15 protein-coding genes and 1 pseudogene are annotated in these 17,743 nt (G+C 73.4%); all 16 read right to left on the bottom strand.

Features of this window, described 5'->3' with window-relative positions:
- Window positions 1-240: 240 nt before the first annotated feature.
- Window positions 241-1,014, bottom strand: coding sequence for a DivIVA domain-containing protein (locus L615_RS18520; protein ID WP_145726077.1), 774 nt, complete (start codon window positions 1,012-1,014; stop codon window positions 241-243).
- Between the two features lie 142 nt (window positions 1,015-1,156).
- Window positions 1,157-1,453 carry a YggT family protein gene (locus tag L615_RS18515; protein ID WP_028656638.1) on the bottom strand — a complete coding sequence of 99 codons (297 nt, stop codon included), beginning with the start codon at window positions 1,451-1,453 and terminating at the stop codon, window positions 1,157-1,159.
- Window positions 1,454-2,191: 738 nt separating this feature from the next.
- The gene (locus tag L615_RS18510) at window positions 2,192-2,683 is read right to left on the bottom strand and encodes a cell division protein SepF (RefSeq protein ID WP_028656639.1); all 492 of its coding nucleotides are present in this window, start codon (window positions 2,681-2,683) and stop codon (window positions 2,192-2,194) included.
- 61 nt (window positions 2,684-2,744) lie between these two features.
- Window positions 2,745-3,446, bottom strand: coding sequence for a YggS family pyridoxal phosphate-dependent enzyme (locus L615_RS18505; protein ID WP_036518609.1), 702 nt, complete (start codon window positions 3,444-3,446; stop codon window positions 2,745-2,747).
- Complete coding sequence (gene pgeF / locus L615_RS18500) at window positions 3,443-4,135, bottom strand: peptidoglycan editing factor PgeF (RefSeq protein WP_028656641.1); 693 nt, start codon at window positions 4,133-4,135, stop codon at window positions 3,443-3,445. Before pgeF ends, L615_RS18505 begins: the two co-directional genes overlap by 4 nt.
- 3 nt (window positions 4,136-4,138) lie before the next feature.
- Window positions 4,139-5,356: a cell division protein FtsZ gene (gene ftsZ / locus L615_RS18495; protein WP_145726076.1), complete on the bottom strand. Its 1,218-nt coding sequence runs from the start codon at window positions 5,354-5,356 to the stop codon at window positions 4,139-4,141.
- A 263-nt stretch (window positions 5,357-5,619) separates the two neighbouring features.
- Complete coding sequence (locus L615_RS18490; RefSeq protein WP_261376760.1) at window positions 5,620-6,381, bottom strand: cell division protein FtsQ/DivIB; 762 nt, start codon at window positions 6,379-6,381, stop codon at window positions 5,620-5,622.
- A complete protein-coding gene (gene murC / locus L615_RS18485; protein ID WP_145726075.1) occupies window positions 6,374-7,756 on the bottom strand; it encodes a UDP-N-acetylmuramate--L-alanine ligase in 1,383 nt (460 codons plus the stop codon). The genes L615_RS18490 and murC overlap by 8 nt, the downstream gene beginning before the upstream one ends.
- Window positions 7,753-8,838 (bottom strand): undecaprenyldiphospho-muramoylpentapeptide beta-N-acetylglucosaminyltransferase, encoded by a 1,086-nt coding sequence (gene murG / locus L615_RS18480; protein ID WP_028656644.1) that lies wholly within the window; start codon window positions 8,836-8,838, stop codon window positions 7,753-7,755. Before murG ends, murC begins: the two co-directional genes overlap by 4 nt.
- Window positions 8,839-8,918: 80 nt before the next feature.
- Window positions 8,919-9,899 (bottom strand): annotated as a pseudogene (ftsW, locus tag L615_RS18475) (putative lipid II flippase FtsW); the annotation flags it as partial.
- Window positions 9,900-10,079: 180 nt separating this feature from the next.
- Entirely contained in the window at window positions 10,080-11,564 is a 1,485-nt protein-coding gene (murD, locus tag L615_RS18470; RefSeq protein ID WP_028656645.1) for a UDP-N-acetylmuramoyl-L-alanine--D-glutamate ligase, read from the bottom strand.
- Entirely contained in the window at window positions 11,561-12,631 is a 1,071-nt protein-coding gene (mraY, locus tag L615_RS18465) for a phospho-N-acetylmuramoyl-pentapeptide-transferase (RefSeq protein WP_028656646.1), read from the bottom strand. Before mraY ends, murD begins: the two co-directional genes overlap by 4 nt.
- Window positions 12,628-13,995 carry a UDP-N-acetylmuramoyl-tripeptide--D-alanyl-D-alanine ligase gene (murF, locus tag L615_RS18460; protein WP_145726074.1) on the bottom strand — a complete coding sequence of 456 codons (1,368 nt, stop codon included), beginning with the start codon at window positions 13,993-13,995 and terminating at the stop codon, window positions 12,628-12,630. The genes mraY and murF overlap by 4 nt, the downstream gene beginning before the upstream one ends.
- Window positions 13,992-15,572: a UDP-N-acetylmuramoyl-L-alanyl-D-glutamate--2,6-diaminopimelate ligase gene (locus L615_RS18455; RefSeq protein WP_261376759.1), complete on the bottom strand. Its 1,581-nt coding sequence runs from the start codon at window positions 15,570-15,572 to the stop codon at window positions 13,992-13,994. The genes murF and L615_RS18455 overlap by 4 nt, the downstream gene beginning before the upstream one ends.
- Complete coding sequence (locus L615_RS18450; RefSeq protein ID WP_145726072.1) at window positions 15,569-17,311, bottom strand: penicillin-binding protein 2; 1,743 nt, start codon at window positions 17,309-17,311, stop codon at window positions 15,569-15,571. The genes L615_RS18455 and L615_RS18450 overlap by 4 nt, the downstream gene beginning before the upstream one ends.
- 136 nt (window positions 17,312-17,447) lie before the next feature.
- A partial coding sequence (locus L615_RS18445; protein ID WP_222430613.1) for a hypothetical protein occupies window positions 17,448-17,743 on the bottom strand: 296 nt, incomplete at its 5' end.

Raw genomic sequence — 17,743 nt, 5'->3', positions numbered from 1 at the left:
CTTCCGCGGCCTGATGAGCTTCCGGGCGGCCGAGGCGGCCTGACCGGCCAACGTCTTCTTCGCGGTGCGGGCCATGACGGACTCCTCGAGGCAGGCGACCTGCGACGGAGGTCGGCAGGCGTGCACGGGAGGGTATCGGCTCCCGGCGACGCCTCCAAGGAGACTCACCGAATGAAACGACCGGCCGGCCCGCGAGTGCGGACCGGCCGGTCGGTGCTCAGCTGGGGGTGAGCCGGGGGCTCAGCCCTCCTCCTCGCCCAGGATGGAGCGCAGCCGCTTGGGGGCCGGCGCCTCCTCGACGGGGGCCAGGGTGTCGCCCGGCGTCTGCAGGGCCTCGAGCTGCTGCGTGAAGTAGCTCTTGAGGCGCGAGCGGTACTCACGCTCGAAGGAGCGCAGCGTCTCGACCTCGGCGGAGAGCTTGTCGCGCTCCTTCTCGAGGTCGCCGAAGAGCTGGGTGCGACGCTCGGCGGTCTCGCTGTCGAGCATCTCGGCGCGGGTGCGGGCGTCGGCCTCGAGGCGGTCGGCCTTGACCTTCGCCTCGGACTCGAGCCGCTCGGCCTTGGTGCGCGCCTCGCCGACGATCTTGTCGGCCTCGTTCTTCGCGTCCTCGACGAGCTCGTCGGCGTTGCGGGTCGCGATCTCGAGCAGGCGGGCCGCCGCGTTGGAGGCCTCGGGGACCGTCTCGACGCGGATGGTCTCGACACCGCCGGCGACCGCCGGGGCCGGCGCCGCGACGACCGGCTCGACCGGCGCGGGGACCTCGACCGGGGCCGGCTCGGGGGTCGGCTCGGGAACGGGCGCCAGCTGCGTGGGGACGTCGAACGCCGAGGAGGAGCCGGCACCCGCCTGGGCGGCCGCCAGCTTCGCGCGGAGGTCGTCGTTCTCCTGGGTCAGGCGGGCCAGCTCGGCCTCCACCTCATCCAGGAACTGGTCGACCTCGCCCATGTCGTAGCCCTCGCGCAGCCGGACCGGCGTAAAGCGCTTGTTGCTCACGTCCTCAGGCGTCAGCGGCATGACCTCACCTATCTTCGAAGTACAAGGACAAACTGTCTTCCCGAACCTTAGCGCCTGCGGGCGAGAAGCCCGCATCACCCGGCAGTTCGGACGTCACCGTTCACGGTACGCCCCACACCCTCGTGAGGGGCCCCGTTTCCGCTCAGGCGGCCAGCAGTGTGCTGCGGTTCACGCTGAGCAGGACGTAGGCGAGGATCAGCACCAGGATGAAGCTGAGGTCCAGCGCGAAGTTCCCGATCCGGATCGGCTTGATGACCTTGCGCAGCGCGTTGATCGGCGGATCGGTGGCCGAGTAGCACAGCTCGAGGAACACCAGCAGCGGCCCACGGGGCTCCCACGCCCGCGCGAACACCTGCACCCAGTCGGTGATGAAGCGCACCCACAGGAACGCGATGAAGGCGAAGAGGATGCCCTCGATGATCCAGCCGGCGATGCTCACGCCTCCAATCTATCCGGTGGCCTCTGAGGACCTGGTCCCGCCCGGGGTGCCGCCGGGACGGGGATCGTGCGGGGGTTGCGGTTTGGTCCCAAACGACGTGCGACACGCCGTACGGGCATGTCGTCTCTGCCCAATCGGCGATGTTGCGCCGGGCTCGTCCAGGCGGCCGCGCTGAGCCGACCACCTGCTTGCGGCACGGATGTCGGCACGGGCTCCGCCCGCGCCGCCACAAGCGGCCGCCGCTCTGTCGTTTGGTCCCAAACGACATGCGACACGCCGTGCGGGGTTGCAGTTCCTGCCCAATCGGTGCGACTCAGGCCTCCAAGGCGAAGACGTCATACGAACCGTGGGCTCTAGCCCACAGAACGGATGACGTCCGACTCACCGACCCGACCACAGGGACCGACCCCAAGAGCCCTACGTCCGGCTTGCCGCCAGACGGACGGTGCCATCCGCCGGAGCCAACTGCGGGCGCGGCAGCGTGGCGCCCGCGCCGRRGGCGCGTCGGCGGCAAGTGCGGGCCGAGCTTGCGAGGCCTGCGCGCAGCCCTCGACAGGCGACACGCTCCCCCCATCTCAGCAAGTCTTGCCGCCAGACGGAGGCAGGACCTACGGAAGCCAACTGCGCGGCCGGCAGCGTGGCGCCCCGCGGCGAAGCCGCGTCGCGCGAAGCCCGCGGGCCGAGCTTGCGAGTGCCCGGGCGGCGAGCGCGACAGGCGACACGCTCGGCCCAGCCAACTCAGCTCTGGTTGAAGAAGTCCCGGTCAGCGATCCGCTGCTTGTCCTCGGCCGCGACGGTGACGTTCGGCGGGGAGAGCAGGAAGACCTTGTTGGTGACCCGCTCGATGGAGCCGCGGGTGGCGAAGATCAGGCCGGCGGCGAAGTCGACGAGGCGCTTGGCGTCGGTGTCGTCCATCTCGGTGAGGTTCATGATCACCGGGATGCCGTCGCGGTACTGCTCCCCCACGGCGCGGGCGTCGTTGTAGGTCGTCGGGTGGAGGGTGGTGATCCGGGACAGCTCGGCGACCTCGGGCTGGGGCGCGACGGCCACGGGGCGGCGGCGCTCCTCCAGGTCGGCGACGGTGCCGGAAGGTACGGCGCGCACGGGACGGGCAGCGCGCGGCTCGCGGGACTCGCGAGCGGGCTCGGTGACCTCGTCGTCGTACTCGTCATAGCCGGTGTCCTCCAGCAGGCCGAGGTACTCGCCGATCCTGCGCATCGCACCGCTCATGACTGTTGCCTCCGTGATCCGTGCCCCCGGAGATCGGGGACATGTGGTGGTGTTGTGGACATTACTGGACCGCGGGCCTCGTTCCGAGGACCGCGGAGCCGACGCGCACGTGTGTCGCGCCGACGGCGATGGCCTCCTCGAGGTCACCGCTCATGCCGGCCGAGAGCCGGGTGGCCGACGGGTGGTCGGCGAGAAAGCCGGCGCGGATCTCCGCGAGCCGTCCGAAGGCGGCCGCGGGGTCCTCGCCCAGGGGTGCGACGGCCATCAGGCCGCGCAGCTCGAGGTGCGGCGCGGCAGCGACCTCGGCGGCGAGGTCGGCGAGCTGGTCGGGCGGGGCGCCGGCGCGGTGGTCGCGGCCGGGCGGGTCGAGGGAGACCTGGAGCAGGACCTCGACGGCGCGTCCGGACTCGGCGGCACCGCGGTCGAGGCGAGCGACCAGGCTGCTGCGGTCGACGGACTCGACGACGTGGGCGTAGCGGGCGACGGCGGCGGCCTTGTTGGACTGCAGCCCGCCGATGAAGTGCCAGCGCAGCGGCAGGTCGGCGCACTCGGCGGCCTTCGCCTCGGCCTCCTGGTGCCGGTTCTCGCCGACGTCGGTGACGCCGAGGGCGGCGAGCACGCGCACGTCGGAGGCGGGGAAGAACTTGGTGACCACGACGAGGTGGACGTCGTCGGGGGCGCGACCGGCGGCCTCGGCAGCCCGGGCGATGCGCTCGCGGACGGTGGCGAGGTTGGCGGCGATCTCGTCGCTGCGGGTCGTCACGGCAGCCACACCACCCCGGCCATGCGGCCGGAGGCCTGGCCGTCGCGGCGGTAGGAGTGGAAGCGGGCGTCCTCGCGGGTGCAGCCCTCGACGAGGGTGCTGGCGACGCCGGCGGCGGCGAGCTGCGCGGCGACGCCGGCGCCGAGGTCGAGCGAGGGAGTGCCCCAGGAGGTCTCGGCCCGGCTCTCGGGGACCACGGCGGCGACTTCCTCGCGCATGGCCTCGGGGACCTCGTAGCAGCGGCCGCAGATATGAGGGCCGACCCAGGCGCGGACGTCGGCGGCGCCGAGGTCGCGCATCCGCTCCACGGTGCGGGTCACGACACCGAGCTCGACGCCGCGGCGTCCGGCGTGGGCCACGCCGACGACCCCGGCACGGGGGTCGGCGAGCAGCACGGGGACGCAGTCGGCGACGCGCACGAGCAGGGCGGTACGGCGGCGCACGGTGACCAGGCCGTCGGCGGTCGGGACGTCGTCCGGCTCCTCGACCACCGCGACGGCGTCGCCGTGCACCTGGTGGGCACGGACGAGGGTGGCGTCGACCGCCTGGGCGAGCTCGCGCAGGGCGTCGGCCAGCCCCTCCCCGTCCTCGTGGAGGTCGAGGGAGGCGTCCGTGAACGCGACCTCGACCCGGGCCCCGCCAGCGGCGGGATCCGGGTCGAGGTCGTGGCTCTCACGGAAGGCGAACACGCGTCACTTCAGGAAGTCGGGCACGTCCAGGTCGTCGCCGTCGTCGAACTTCATCGGCGCGGGCTGGGTGCGCGCACCGACCGGCTGCGGGTCGGAGGGCGCCGCCGGCTCGGGCGATGCGGGACGGGCGGGACGGTCCTGGCCCTGGCTCGCCGGGGCCGACTGCGACGGGGCGGACTGGGCGGGCGCGGACTGGCTGGACTGGTTCGACGGCGCCGCCGGGCGCGAGGCCTGCTGCGGCCGGCGGATGGTGGTGTCCTCGCGGCGCTTGGGCAGGCCACCGTCGAAGCCTGCGGCGATGACGGTCACCCGGACCTCGTCGCCGAGGGCGTCGTCGATGATCGTGCCGAAGATGATGTTGGCGTCGGCGTGCACCGCGTCGGCGACCATGGCCGCGGCCTCGTTGATCTCGAAGATGCCGAGGTCGGAGCCGCCGGCGATCGAGAGCAGGACGCCGTGGGCGCCGTCGATCGAGGCCTCGAGCAGCGGGCTGCTGATCGCCATCTCGGCGGCCTGCAGCGCCCGGTCCTCGCCGCGGGCCGAGCCGATGCCCATGAGGGCGGAGCCGGCGTTGCTCATGACCGCCTTGACGTCGGCGAAGTCGACGTTGATCAGGCCGGGGGTGGTGATCAGGTCGGTGATGCCCGAGACGCCCTGGAGCAGCACCTGGTCGGCCTGCTTGAACGCGTCGAGCATCGACACGTTGCGGTCCGAGATCTGCAGGAGGCGGTCGTTGGGGATGACGATGAGAGTGTCGACCTCCTCGCGGAGCCGCTCGATGCCCTCGTCGGCGGACTTCTTGCGGCGGGCGCCCTCGAAGGTGAACGGACGGGTCACCACACCGATGGTCAGCGCGCCGAGCGAGCGGGCGATCCGGGCGACGACGGGCGCGCCGCCGGTGCCGGTGCCGCCACCCTCGCCCGCGGTCACGAAGACCATGTCGGCGCCCTTGAGCACCTCCTCGATCTCCTCCGCGTGGTCCTCGGCGGCCTTGCCGCCCACGTCGGGGTTCGCACCCGCACCGAGGCCGCGGGTGAGCTCGCGCCCGATGTCGAGCTTCACGTCGGCGTCGCTCATCAGCAGCGCCTGCGCGTCGGTGTTGATGGCGATGAACTCGACGCCCTTGAGGCCGACCTCGATCATGCGGTTGACGGCGTTCACGCCGCCGCCGCCGATGCCGACGACCTTGATGATGGCCAGGTAGTTCTGTGCAGCTGCCACGGCGGCTTCACCTCTCCGGTGTGGTCCGTACGTTGTCTGTGTCCGTTCACCGACGATCGGCGGCCGGACCGCTTCCCCGTGGCCGACCGGCGTGTCGCACAACCCTTACCCTCAACCTGAGGGTTATAGTTATGTCAACCTCGTCGTGATGAAGACAGTAGGGACGCCACGTCCCCGCATCGCGCAGACACGCCGCACCGGCGTGCGTCGATGTTCCGTGATGTCGCCGACCCGCCAGCACCGCGCCGCCCCGGTGGGCCGGCTCACTTCGTCGTGGGCGCGCCGGGCACGGAGACGTCGTACGTCGACGCCTGGCGCTCGAGGAGCTGGAGCAGCACCGCGGCCTTGTCCTCCGACTGCTCCGCGCTCCCCCACTTGACCAGCCGGTCGTCGCGCAGGTGCAGCAGGATCTCGTCGACGGTGCGGACCTCGACGTAGCTGACCATCGACGACACGTCGCCGTCGAGCGCCGCGACGACCGCCGCCCCCTCGCGCAGGGCGTTCTGGTCGGCGCCGCTGCCGACGCGCACGCGTGGCAGGCCGTCGCGGGCACGCGGCGGCGCCGGGAAGGAGGTGCCCTCGGCGTCGAGCGCGACCACCCGGTCGCCGAGGTCGAGCACGGCGACCGGGGTCCGCTCGGTGACCTCGATCCGCACGTCGTGCGGCCACTGCCGCGAGACGTCGACCTCCTTGACCGCGGCCAGCGCCTTGACCCGCTTCTCGATCGCCTCGAGGTCGACGCGGACCAGCGGACCGCCGGTCGGCACGTCGGCCGCGGCCAGCACCTTCGCGTCGCTGACCAGGTCGTTGCCGACCAGCTCGACGCCCTCGGTGCGCAGCCAGGAGGAGAAGTAGAGGGCGTAGACGCCCAGCCCGAGCAGCAGCACCGCGAGGCTGGCCGCGAGCACGTAGCGCCAGGTGAGCCAGCGCCGGGCCCGCTGGCGGCGGGCGAACGCCCGGCGCGCCCGCTGCTGGGCCTTCTCGTGCCCGGTCGCGGCGGCGCGCGTCCGGCGCAGGCTAGGCACCGCTCCCCCCGAGGAGCGCCACCAGCTCGGGCGCCAGCGCGGTCACGTCGCCGGCGCCGAGGGTGAGCACGAGGTCGCCGGGGCGGGCGAGCCCCGCCAGCGTGGGTACGACGTCCGCGCGGTCGGGCACGAAGCGGACCCGCTCGGCCGGCAGCGGCACGGCGCCGGCCACCAGCGCGCCGGTGACCTCGGGGTCGGAGTCCTCCCGGGCGACGTAGACGTCCATCAGCACGACCTCGTCGGCCGCACCGAGCTCGTGGCCCATCTGGGTGCCGAAGATGCGGGTGCGCGAGACGAGGTGCGGCTGGAAGCACACGACGAGSCGCCCGCCGGGCCCCACGAGCGAGCGGGCGGCCTCGAGGTCGCCGCGGATCTCGCTGGGGTGGTGGGCGTAGGAGTCGTAGACCCGGATGGCACGATCGGCCGCGCCAACCGTTCCGACCAGCTCCATCCGCCGCTTGGCGCCCTGGTGGCGGGCCAGGCCGCGCACCAGCGCGGCCGGGTCGGCGCCGAGCTCGAGCCCGACGGCCAGCGCGAGGAGGGCGTCGACGGCGTAGTGGCGGCCGGGCACGGCGAGCTCGACCTCGCCGAGGTCGACGCCGCGGGCCTCGACGCGGAAGCGGGTGCGACCGCCCTCGACCACGAGGTCGTGGCCGCGCACCTGCGCACCGTCGGCGAAGGCGGCGGTGACGTCGGCGAGGTCGGCGCGCTCGGTGACTGTCACCCGGGCCCGCCGGGCGAACTCGGCGAAGGCTGCCTCGTAGGCCTCCTCGGTGCCCCAGTGGTCGAGGTGGTCGGCGTCGACGTTGGTGATGGCGGCGAGGTCGGGGGTGTAGACGAGGAAGGCACCGTCGGACTCGTCGGCCTCGACGACGGCGACGTCACCGCTGCCGAGGCGGGCGTTGGTGCCGAGGCTGGCCACCTCGGCACCGATCGCGAAGGTCGGGTCCAGCCCGGCCTCCTGCAGGGCGACGGTGAGCATCGCGGTCGTGGTGGTCTTGCCGTGGGTGCCGGCGACGGCGACCACGCGCTTGCCGATCAGGACCGACTGCAGGCCGGCCGAGCGCGGCCACAGGCGCAGGCCGCGGCGGGTGGCCTCGGCGATCTCCGGGTTGTCCTCGCGGGCGGCCGTCGTCGCCACCACGGTGTCGACGCCGTCGAGGTGGGCGGCGTCGTGGCCCACGTGGACGGTGATGCCCTCCTCGCGCAGGGCGCGCACGACCGGCGAGTCGTTGGCGTCGCTGCCGCTGACGACCACGCCCGAGGCGTGCATGAGGCGGGCGATGCCGGACAGGCCCGCGCCGCCGATGCCGACGAGGTGGACGTGGCCGAGCTGGTCGGCGGGGAGGATCTCGTCCGGGACGGGGATCTTCACCGGGCGACGTCCTGGATGATCCGGGCCAGGCGCTCGTCGGCGTCGCGGGGCACGAGGTGCGCGGCGGCCGCGCCCATGGAGGCGAGCCGCGCCGGGTCCGCGACCAGCGACGGGATCGTCTCGGCGACGTAGTCGGCGGTGAAGTCGACGTCCTCGACCAGCAGCGCTCCCCCGGCGTCGACGACCGGGCGGGCGTTGAGGGCCTGCTCCCCGTTGCCGATCGGGAGCGGCACGAAAACGGCGGGCACGCCGGAGGCGGAGGCCTCGACGACGCTGGAGGCGCCGGAGCGGCACACCATGACGTCGGCGGCGGCCAGCGCGAGGTCCATCCGCTCGACGAACGGCAGCACGACGTAGGGCACGCCGCTGGGCAGCGGCTCGGACCAGCTCGGGTCGCTGGCTCCGTTGGGGCCGACCACGTGCAGCACCTGCACGCCGGCGGCGGCCAGCGCGGGGGCAGCACCGCTGACGGCCTGGTTGAGGCGGCGCGCGCCCTGGGAGCCGCCGGTGACGACCAGGGTCGGCCGGTCCTGCTCGAGGCCGAAGAAGGCCCGGGCCTCCGCGCGCAGCGCCTCGCGGTCGAGGGTCGCGATCATCCGGCGGATCGGCAGGCCGACGTACTCGGCGCCGCGCAGCGGCGTGTCCGGGAAGCTGACCGCGACGCGGGTGGCGACGCGGGCGCCGAACTTGTTCGCGATGCCGGGCAGGGCGTTCTGCTCGTGCACCACGAGCGGGAGCTTGCGGCGCCGGGCGGCGACGTAGGCCGGCATCGAGACGTAGCCGCCGTAGCCGACGACGACGTCGGGGCGGACCTCGTCGATCACGTCCAGCGCGGCCTTGACCGCGGCCCGGAGCCGGGCGGGGACCATGGCGAGGTCCTTGCCGGGCTTGCGGGGCAACGGGACCGGCGGCACGAGCCGCAGCGGGTAGCCGGCCTCGGGGATGACCTTGTTCTCCAGGCCCCGGGGCGTGCCGAGGCAGGTGACCTCCACCCCCGGGTCGAGGCGACGCAGGGCATCTGCGGTCGCGAGCAGTGGCGAGGTGTGCCCCGCCGTTCCCCCACCGGCCAACAAGACTCGCACGTGGCCAACCTACCGGCGGGCGGAGAGCCCGCGGGGCGGGGGGGGGGGGGGGGGGGGGGGGGGCKGSMGCCGCCGTAGGACACGAGCGGGAGCGGGATGCCGATGACGGGCAGCAGGGCGAGCACCATGCCGACGTTGATCATCATCTGGCCGAGCAGCCACACCACGATGCCGAAGGAGCAGTAGCGGACGAAGGGGTCCTTCGTCTCCTTCGCGACGCGGGTCCCGGCATAGGCGAGGACGAGGAAGAGGGCGACCACCAGCAGGGTGCCGACCAGGCCGAGCTCCTCGCCGAGCACCGCGAAGATGAAGTCGGTGTGCGCCTCGGGCAGCTGGCCCCACTTCTGCTGGCTGGCGCCGATGCCCTCCCCGAAGACGCCGCCGCTGGCCATGGCGTAGAGCCCGTGGGCGGGCTGCCAGCCCGTGCCGAGGTAGTCCTTGAACGGGTCGGCGAAGTTGTAGATGCGGGCCAGCCGCTCGCCGTCGGTGGCGGCGAGGCCGAGCGCGAGCACGCTGACGCCGGAGAACGCGAGCGCGAAGAGCTTGCCCGGGGCGCCGACGACCCACAGCATCGCGACCAGCAGGGCGAAGAAGACCAGCGCGGTGCCGAGGTCGCGCCCGACCACGACCAGGGCCGTGGCCAGCACCATGCCGGGCACGACGGGCACCAGCATCTGGTGCAGGTTGCCGAGGCGGCGCTCCTTGTTGGCGTAGATGTGGCTGGCCCAGATGATCAGCGACAGCTTCGCGATCTCCGAGGGCTGGATCTGCACGACGCCGAGGTCGAGCCAGTTCTTGTTGCCGTTGACCTCGACGCCGACCTTGGCGGTCAGCGCGAGCAGCAGCAGCGAGATGGAGAACGCCGGGTAGGTCAGCGCGCGCACCCAGCGCAGCGACACCCGCGACGCCAGGAAGGCGCACGGCACGCCGAGCAGGACCCACATCAGCTGGCGTCGTACGACGGTGTAGGAGTCGCCCGTCTCGCGGTAGGCGTAGACGCTGGAGGCGCTCAGCACCATGATCAGGCCGATGGTGAGCAGCAGCGCGGTCGCGCCGAGCAGCAGGTAGTAGGTCGTCAGCGGCCGGTCGAGGGCGTCCTTGACCGCGGCGGTCCAGCCGGACCGGCGTGCCGACGGGCGCCGGAGGAACGGGCGCGAGGGGAGGCGCTGGCGGAGGTGGAAGCGGAGCTTCTCGGGGTTCGCGGTGGTGATGACCCGTCCCCTCTCCTGCCCGCCAGCTCGCTAGCTCTCGCCGATGTAGTCCCGCACCGCCTCGGCGAACGCGTCGCCGCGAGCGGCGTAGTCGGAGAACTGGTCCATCGACGCGCATCCCGGCGCCAGCAGCACGGTGTCGCCCGCCCGGGCGACCTCGGCCGCTGCCGCGACGACGCGCCTCATCCGGTCGTCACCGACTACGTCCCCAGTGTCGGGGCTGTCGACGTCGATCACCGGCACATCGGGAGCGTGTCGCGAAAGCGCCTGGCGGATCACGTCACGGTCCCGGCCGATGAGGACGACGGCCCGCAGCCGGTCCCCCACCTGCCGGACCAGGTCGTCGAAGCTGGCCCCCTTGGCGAGGCCCCCGGCGACCCACACGACCGGGGCGAACGCGGCGAGCGAGGACGCGGCGGCGTGCGGGTTGGTCGCCTTGGAGTCGTCGACCCAGGTGATGCCGGCGTGCTCGGCCACGACCGCGATCCGGTGGCCGTCGGGCTGGAAGGAGCGCAGCCCGTCGCGGACCGCGGCCTGGCTCACGCCGTGCGCGCGGGCGAGCGCTGCGGCAGCGAGGGCGTTGGCGATGAAGTGCGGGGCGCGGGAGGCCAGGTCGTCCAGCGTGCACAGCTCGGCCGCGCTGGTGGCGCGCTCCTCGATGAACGCGCGGTCGACGAGGATCTCGTCGACGACGCCGAGCATGCCGGGGCCGGGGACGCCGAGGGTGAAGCCGATCGCCCGGGCTCCCTCGACCACGTCGGCGTCACGGACCAGCTGCTCGGTGGCGGGGTCCGCGACGTTGTAGACGCAGGCCCGCTCCACGCCCTCGTAGATCCGGCCCTTGTCGGCGGCGTAGTCCTGCATGGCCGACTGGCCGGCGTACCAGTCGAGGTGGTCCTCGGCGACGTTGAGCACCGCGGCGCTCTCGGCGGCCATGGTCTCGACGTAGTGCAGCTGGAAGCTGGAGAGCTCGACAGCGATGACGTCGTAGGGCTCGGGGTCCATGACCGCCTCGGTCAGCGGCAGGCCGACGTTGCCGGCGGCGACGCTGCGCAGTCCGGCGGCACGCAGGATGCTGACGAGCATCTGCACCGTGGTGGTCTTGCCGTTGGTGCCGGTGATGCACAGCCACGGCGCCGGGTGCTCGGGGTCGCGCAGCCGCCAGGCCAGCTCGACCTCGCCCCACACCGGGACGCCGCGCTCGCGGGCGGTGGTGATGATCGGGGCGTCGGGCCGGAAGCCGGGCGAGACGACGAGCAGGTCGACGTCGTCGGGCAGGACCCCGGTCGCGCCCTCGTGGACGTCGATGCGGGCGCCGAGGACCTGCAGCAGCTCGGCGCGCTCCTGGATCGACGCGCTGGCCGACTCCGCGACGGCGTGCACGTCGGCACCGAGGTGGAGCAGGTTGTCGACCGCGGCGGCGCCGCTGGTGCCGAACCCCGCGACGACGGCGCGTACGCCGGCCCACGAGTCGCGCCGGCCGAGGCTGGTCGGGTCCGGGCGGGTATCGCTCACAGCCGCGACACCCACTCGGCGTAGAAGATGCCCAGGCCGGTCGCGACGAACAGGCCGGTGATGATCCAGAACCGGATCACGACCGTGACCTGCTCCCACCCGAGCATCTCGAAGTGGTGGTGGATGGGTGCCATCCGGAAGATCCGCTTGCCCTTGCTGAGCTTGAAGAAGCCGACCTGCATCATCACCGAGACCGTCTCGAGGACGAACAGGCCGCCGAGGATGACCAGGAGCAGCTCGGTGCGGGTCAGGATCGCGAAGCCGGCCAGCGCGCTGCCGAGCGCCAGCGAGCCGGTGTCGCCCATGAAGATCTTGGCCGGCGAGGCGTTCCACCACAGGAAGCCGAAGCAGGCGCCGGTGATCGCGGCGGCGATGATCGCCAGGTCGAGCGGGTCGCGGACGTTGTAGCAGCTCGCGCTCGGCTCGGCCTGGCAGAACTGGTTGTTCTGCCAGATGTTCACCAGCGTGTAGGCGCCGAAGACCATCACCGAGGCGCCGGCCGCGAGGCCGTCGAGCCCGTCGGTGAGGTTGACGGCGTTGCTGAACCCGGCGACGAACAGCCAGATCAGCAGGATGGCCAGGATCGTGGGCAGCACGAACCAGTCGAGCTCGCGGAGGAAGGAGACCTTCTCGCTCGCGGGCGTGCGGCCGTTCTCGTCCTCCAGCATCGGCGAGAGCGCCAGCCAGCCGAAGACCAGCGCGATCACGGTCTGGCCGGCCATCTTCGCCTTGCTGCGCAGGCCGAGGCTGCGCTGCTTGGAGATCTTGATGAAGTCGTCGAGGAAGCCGACCAGGCCCATCCCGACGAACAGGAAGAGCAGCAGCAGCGCCGAGGCGCTCGGCGTGGTCAGGGTGATGAGCTTCGCCGAGAAGTAGGCGATGACCGCGGCGAGGATGATGACGACGCCGCCCATGGTGGGCGTGCCGCGCTTGGTGTGGTGGCTGGTGGGACCGTCGTCGCGGATCTCCTGGCCGTAGCCCCAGTTGGTGAACAGGGTGATCACGACGCGGGTCCCGAGCAGGGAGATCAGCAACGCGATGCCGCCCCCGAGCAGGATGGCTCTCATGGCGTCGTACCCTCCAGGACCTGGTCCGCAACCCATTCCAGCGCCGCCCCGCGCGACGCCTTGACGAGGACGACGTCCTCCGCCCCGGCATTCTGCCGCAACCACGCCACGGCTTCCTCACGGCCCGCCGTGAGGACCACCTCACACCCCCTTCCGGGGCTGCTGGCGCCCTCCCCGATCCCGCGGGCGGCCTCGCCCACCACGACGACCACGTCGACGCCCAGCCGGGCGGCGTCGGCGCCCACGGCGCGGTGGCCGGCGTCGTGCTCGGCGCCGAGCTCCTTCATCTCCCCCAGCACCGCGACGGTACGACGGCCGCGGGACCCGCCGATCGCGGTGAGCGCCTCGAGGGCGGCCCGCATGGACTCGGGGTTGGCGTTGTAGGAGTCGTTGACCACGACGAGGCCGTCGGGCCGCTCGGAGACCTCCATCCGCCAGGGGGACGCGGCGGCCGCGCCGCCGAGCGCGCCGGCCACCTCGGCCAGGTCGAACCCGGCGGCCATCGCCATCGCAGCGGCCGCGGCGGCGTTCTGGACCTGGTGGAGGCCGGTCTGCAGCAGCTGGACGGGGGCAGAGGCCCCGTCGCGCTCGAGCACGAAGCCGGGACGGCCCAGGTCGTCGAGCTCGACGGCGCTCCACCGCAGCGTGCCGGCGGTGCCGAAGGTGACCACCCGGGCAGCGGTGCGCGACTCCATCGCGGCGACGAGCGGGTCGTCGGCGTTCAGCACGGCGGTGCCGTCCTCGCCGAGCGCCTCGACGATCTCGCCCTTGGCGCGCGCGATCTGCTCCTGACCGCCGAACTCCCCCACGTGGGCGGTGCCGACGTTGAGGACGGCCGCGACCTGCGGCGGGGCGATCCCGCACAGGTAGGCGATGTGGCCGATGCCGCGGGCACCCATCTCGACGACGAGGTGGCGCGTCGCGGGGCCGGCACGGAGCACGGTCAGCGGGACGCCGAGCTCGTTGTTGTTGTTGGCAGCCGTGGCGACGACGGCGTCCTCGCCCGCGAGCGTGCGCAGCACGGCGGCGAGGTAGTCCTTCGTCCCGGTCTTGCCCTGGGAGCCGGTCATCGCGTGGACGGTGACGTCGAGGCGGTCCACGACGTGGCGGGCGAGCCGGCCGAGGGCGACGACGGGGTCCTCGACCACGACGGTCGGGCGCGCCGTGGGACGGCTGCCGAGCACGGCGTGCGCACCGTCGGCGTACTCGTGGCCGTCGACGCGCTCGCCGACGATCGCGACGAAGAGCCCGTCGGCGACCGGGGACCGGCTGTCGAGGTAGGCGTGGCCGGAGACGACGACGTCGTCCCCGTGCAGGGTGCCGCCGACGACGTCGGCGACCTCGGAGAGCCGCAGCGGGATCATCGCGCTCCCCCGCTGCCCGCCGCGTCGAGCGACGCGAGCACCTCGCGCACCACCTCGCGGTCGTCGAAGGGGTGCACCACGCCGTCGACCTCCTGCCCGGTCTCGTGGCCCTTGCCGGCGACCACGACCACGTCGCCGGGGCCGGCGCGGCCGATCGCCTCCGCGATGGCGGTACGACGGTCGCCGACCTCCTGCACCTCGGCGGACCCGTCGCGGGCGCCGGCCAGCACCTCGGCCCGGATGGTCGCGGGGTCCTCGGAGCGGGGGTTGTCGTCGGTCACCACGACCACGTCGGCCAGGCGGGCGGCGATCTCGCCCATGACCGGGCGCTTGCCGCGGTCGCGGTCGCCGCCGGCGCCGATGACGACGACCAGCCGGCCGCGGGTGACCGGGCGCAGCGTGCGCAGCACCGCCTCGACGGCGTCGGGCTTGTGGGCGTAGTCGACGACGACGGTGAGGTCGCGCCCGGTGGGCACCCGCTCCAGCCGGCCGGGCACCCCGCCGGAGGCGGCGATGCCGTCGGCGACCGCCTGCGGGTCCAGCCCGGCCTCGGCCGCCGCGGCCACGGCCGCGAGCGCGTTGGCGACGTTGAAGTCGCCGGGCAGCGGCACCGCGGCGCTGACCCGGACGCCGTCGGGCCCGGCCACGGTGAACCGGGAGCCGTCGGCACCGAGCTCGACGTCGAGCGCCCGCCAGTCCGGGTCCCCGGTGAGGCCGTAGGTGCGCACGGGGATGGGGGCCTCGCGGGCGAGGCGGCGGCCGTGCTCGTCGTCGGTGCAGACCAGGCCGCGGGCGGCGTGCTCCGGGGTGAAGAGGCTGGCCTTGGCGGCGAAGTACTCCTCCACGTCGGCGTGGAAGTCGAGGTGGTCGCGGCCGAGGTTGGTGAACACGGCGACGTCGAAGCGCACCCCGTCGACGCGGCCCATCACCAGGGCGTGGCTCGAGACCTCCATGGCGCAGGCCGTGACGTCGAGCTCGCGCATCCGGGCGAACAGGCCGTGCAGGTCGGGCGCCTCCGGGGTGGTCAGCGAGGTCTTCACCTCCTCGCCGGCGATGCGGGTGCCGACCGTGCCGACCACGGCGCTGCGCACGCCGGCGGCGAGCAGGCCGCCGTCGAGCAGCCGGGTGACCGTGGTCTTGCCCTGGGTGCCGGTGACGCCGATGGTGCGCAGCGCGTCGGCGGGCCGGCCGTAGACCAGGGCCGCCACGTCGCCGAGCACGGCACGGGGGTCGTCGACGACGAGCACCGGCACGCCGTGGCCGGACGCCGCCTCGCGGCCCGTCGGGTCGGTCAGCACCGCGACGGCCCCGGCCTCGACGGCCTGCCCGGTGAACGCGGCGCCGTGCGCCCGGGAGCCGGGCAGCGCGGCGTACAGGTCCCCGGCCGCGACGCGGCGGGAGTCGAGGGTGACCCCCTGCACGGCCACGTCGGGGACGGCCACGTCGGGGACGGCCACGTCGGGGTCGGCGGCGGGGACCGCGGTGCCGTCGGGGTGGTCCGGGGCCGGGCCCAGTGCGCGGGCGACGTCGGCGAGCGGCGTCTGGTGCGGGTGGGCGGGCCGGGTGGGCAGGCTCACCACTCGACCGGGGTCTGGTTGGGCTTGCCGCCGGTCGGCGGGACTCCGTAGCGGCGCAACGTGTAGCTCATCAGCTTCGAGAATGCCGGACCGGCCACGCTGCCACCACCACTGCCCGCCCGCGGGCTGTGCACGACGACGTATATCGTGAACCGCGGGTCGTCCGCGGGGGCGAAGCCGGCGAAGGAGACGGTCGTGCTGCCGTCGTAGGTGCCGTCCTCGCCGACGCGCTGCGCGGTGCCGGTCTTGCCGGCGACGCGGTAGCCCGGGACGGCCGCGCCGGGCGCGACGCCTTCCTCCGGGTCCAGCACCCGCTCCATCATCAGCATCGTCTCGCGGGCGGCGTCGGCGCTGATGACGCGGGTCGTGGCGGCCTGGTCGCTGCCGACCTGCTGACCCTTGTCGGTGGTGGCCGCGCCCTGCACGAGCGAGGGAGCGATCCGCACCCCGCCGTTGGCGATCGTGTTGACCGCGGCTGCCATCTGCACGGCGTTGACCGACAGCGACTGGCCGAAGGCGATGCGGTCCCCGACCTGCGAGGTCCACGCCGCACCCTTGGGCACGATGCCGTTGGTCTCGCCGCCGAGGCCGATGTCGGTGCGCTGGCCGAGGCCGAACGCGGTGAGGTAGCGCCGCAGCGCGCCGCGGCGGAACTGGTCGGCGGCGAGCACGGTGCCGACGTTGGAGGACTTGGCGAGGATGCCGGCGAGGGTGAGCCGCAGCGTGCCGTGGTCCCAGTAGTCGCCGATCGGGCGGTCCTGGCGGTAGAGCTTGCCCGGCACGCGGAACTTCTGCTCCTTGAACGCCAGGCCGGCGTCGACGAGCGAGCTGATGGTGAGCACCTTCTCGACCGAGCCGGGCTCGTAGACGTCGGTGAGGGCGGAGGACTTGTAGAGGCCCTCGTCGTAGCGGTACGGGTCGGAGGCGTCGTACGTCGGGTAGTCGGCGAGCGCGAGCAGCTGGCCGGTCCGGCTGTCCATCACCACCGCGATGCCGGACTGGCCGGCGGCGCGGGTGACGGTCTGCTGGAGGATCCGCTGCGTGTAGAACTGCAGGTCGCGGTCGATGGTCAGCCTGAGGTCGCGGCCGTCGACGGCCGGGGTGACGGTCTTGTCGCCGAGCGGGATCTGGTTGCCCGCGCCGACCTCGTAGGTCGCCTCGCCGTCCTTGCCGGACAGCCACGTGTTGAACGACGTCTCGAGGCCGGCCAGCGCCTGGGCGGAGCCGTCGTCCCTGGGGGTGCCGAGGAAGCCGAGCAGGTTGGCCGCGACGTCGTCGTTGGGGTAGATCCGCAGCGGGTCGCGCTCGGTGGAGAGCCCCGCGAACGGCCGACCGTCGTCGTCGGTGAACTTCTTGCGGACGTCGGCGACGACCTTCTGCGCCTTGCTCGCGGGCACCTGGCGGGCGACGTACTGGAACCGGCTGCCCTCGACGCGCAGCCGCTCGAGCGTCTGGAAGTAGTCGACGCCGAGGCGGCGCGCCAGCATGGTGGCGAGCTCGGGCGCGACCTTCTTCGTCACGGCCGGGTCGGCGATGATCATCCGCCCGTCGACGGTCTCGGCGAGCGCCTCGCCGTTGCGGTCGAGGATCTCGCCGCGGGTGGCGGGCAGCACGACGGTGGCCCGGCCCTCCCGGGCGGCCATCTGGGCGTAGGAGCCGGGGTCGATGGCCTGCAGCTGGACCAGGCGGCCGGCGAAGACCGAGAGCACGATCGCGATCAGCAGGAAGCCGATCTGCATGCGCAGCCTCGAGGAGCCGCGCCGGATGCCTTTCCCGCGGCGGTTGCGGAGGGTGCTGCTGGGTCGGCTCAACGCTCTCGTCCTGCTCGGTGGCGGGGACGACGTCCCCCGGTCACCCCGACCCTAGGCGGAACGCTCACCGATCTCCGGTGGGCGCGCCGTCGCCGTTGCGCTTCGGCGTGCGCTCCGTGCGCTGGGGGGTGCGGTCGGTGCGGTCGGTGCGGTCGGTGCGGTCGGTGCGGCTGCCCGCGGCGACCTTCACGTCGGCGGGGCGCCGCAGCTGGGCCGGCTTCTTCGGGCCGGGCATGTGCAGCGGGAGGGCGTCGTCGCCGGAGGCGGGCACGGGGTCGCCGGTGATCCGGCCGGTCGTCAGGTCGAGGATGCCGGCCGGGGTCGAGGGGATGACCATGCCCATCTCCTGGGCGAGGCGGG

The organism is Nocardioides sp. J9, from assembly GCF_007829375.1.
GTDB lineage: Bacteria > Actinomycetota > Actinomycetes > Propionibacteriales > Nocardioidaceae > Nocardioides.
Note: the sequence above shows the minus strand (reverse complement) of the source record. Positions and strands in the feature narration are given on the sequence as shown.

Coding starts and splice junctions, on each gene's coding strand:
- L615_RS18520 (WP_145726077.1), bottom strand. CDS start 1,014: ATGCCGCTGACGCCTGAGGACGTGAGCAACAAGCGCTTTACGCCGGTC.
- mraY (WP_028656646.1), bottom strand. CDS start 12,631: ATGAGAGCCATCCTGCTCGGGGGCGGCATCGCGTTGCTGATCTCCCTG.
- murF (WP_145726074.1), bottom strand. CDS start 13,995: ATGATCCCGCTGCGGCTCTCCGAGGTCGCCGACGTCGTCGGCGGCACC.
- L615_RS18510 (WP_028656639.1), bottom strand. CDS start 2,683: ATGAGCGGTGCGATGCGCAGGATCGGCGAGTACCTCGGCCTGCTGGAG.
- L615_RS18450 (WP_145726072.1), bottom strand. CDS start 17,311: ATGCAGATCGGCTTCCTGCTGATCGCGATCGTGCTCTCGGTCTTCGCC.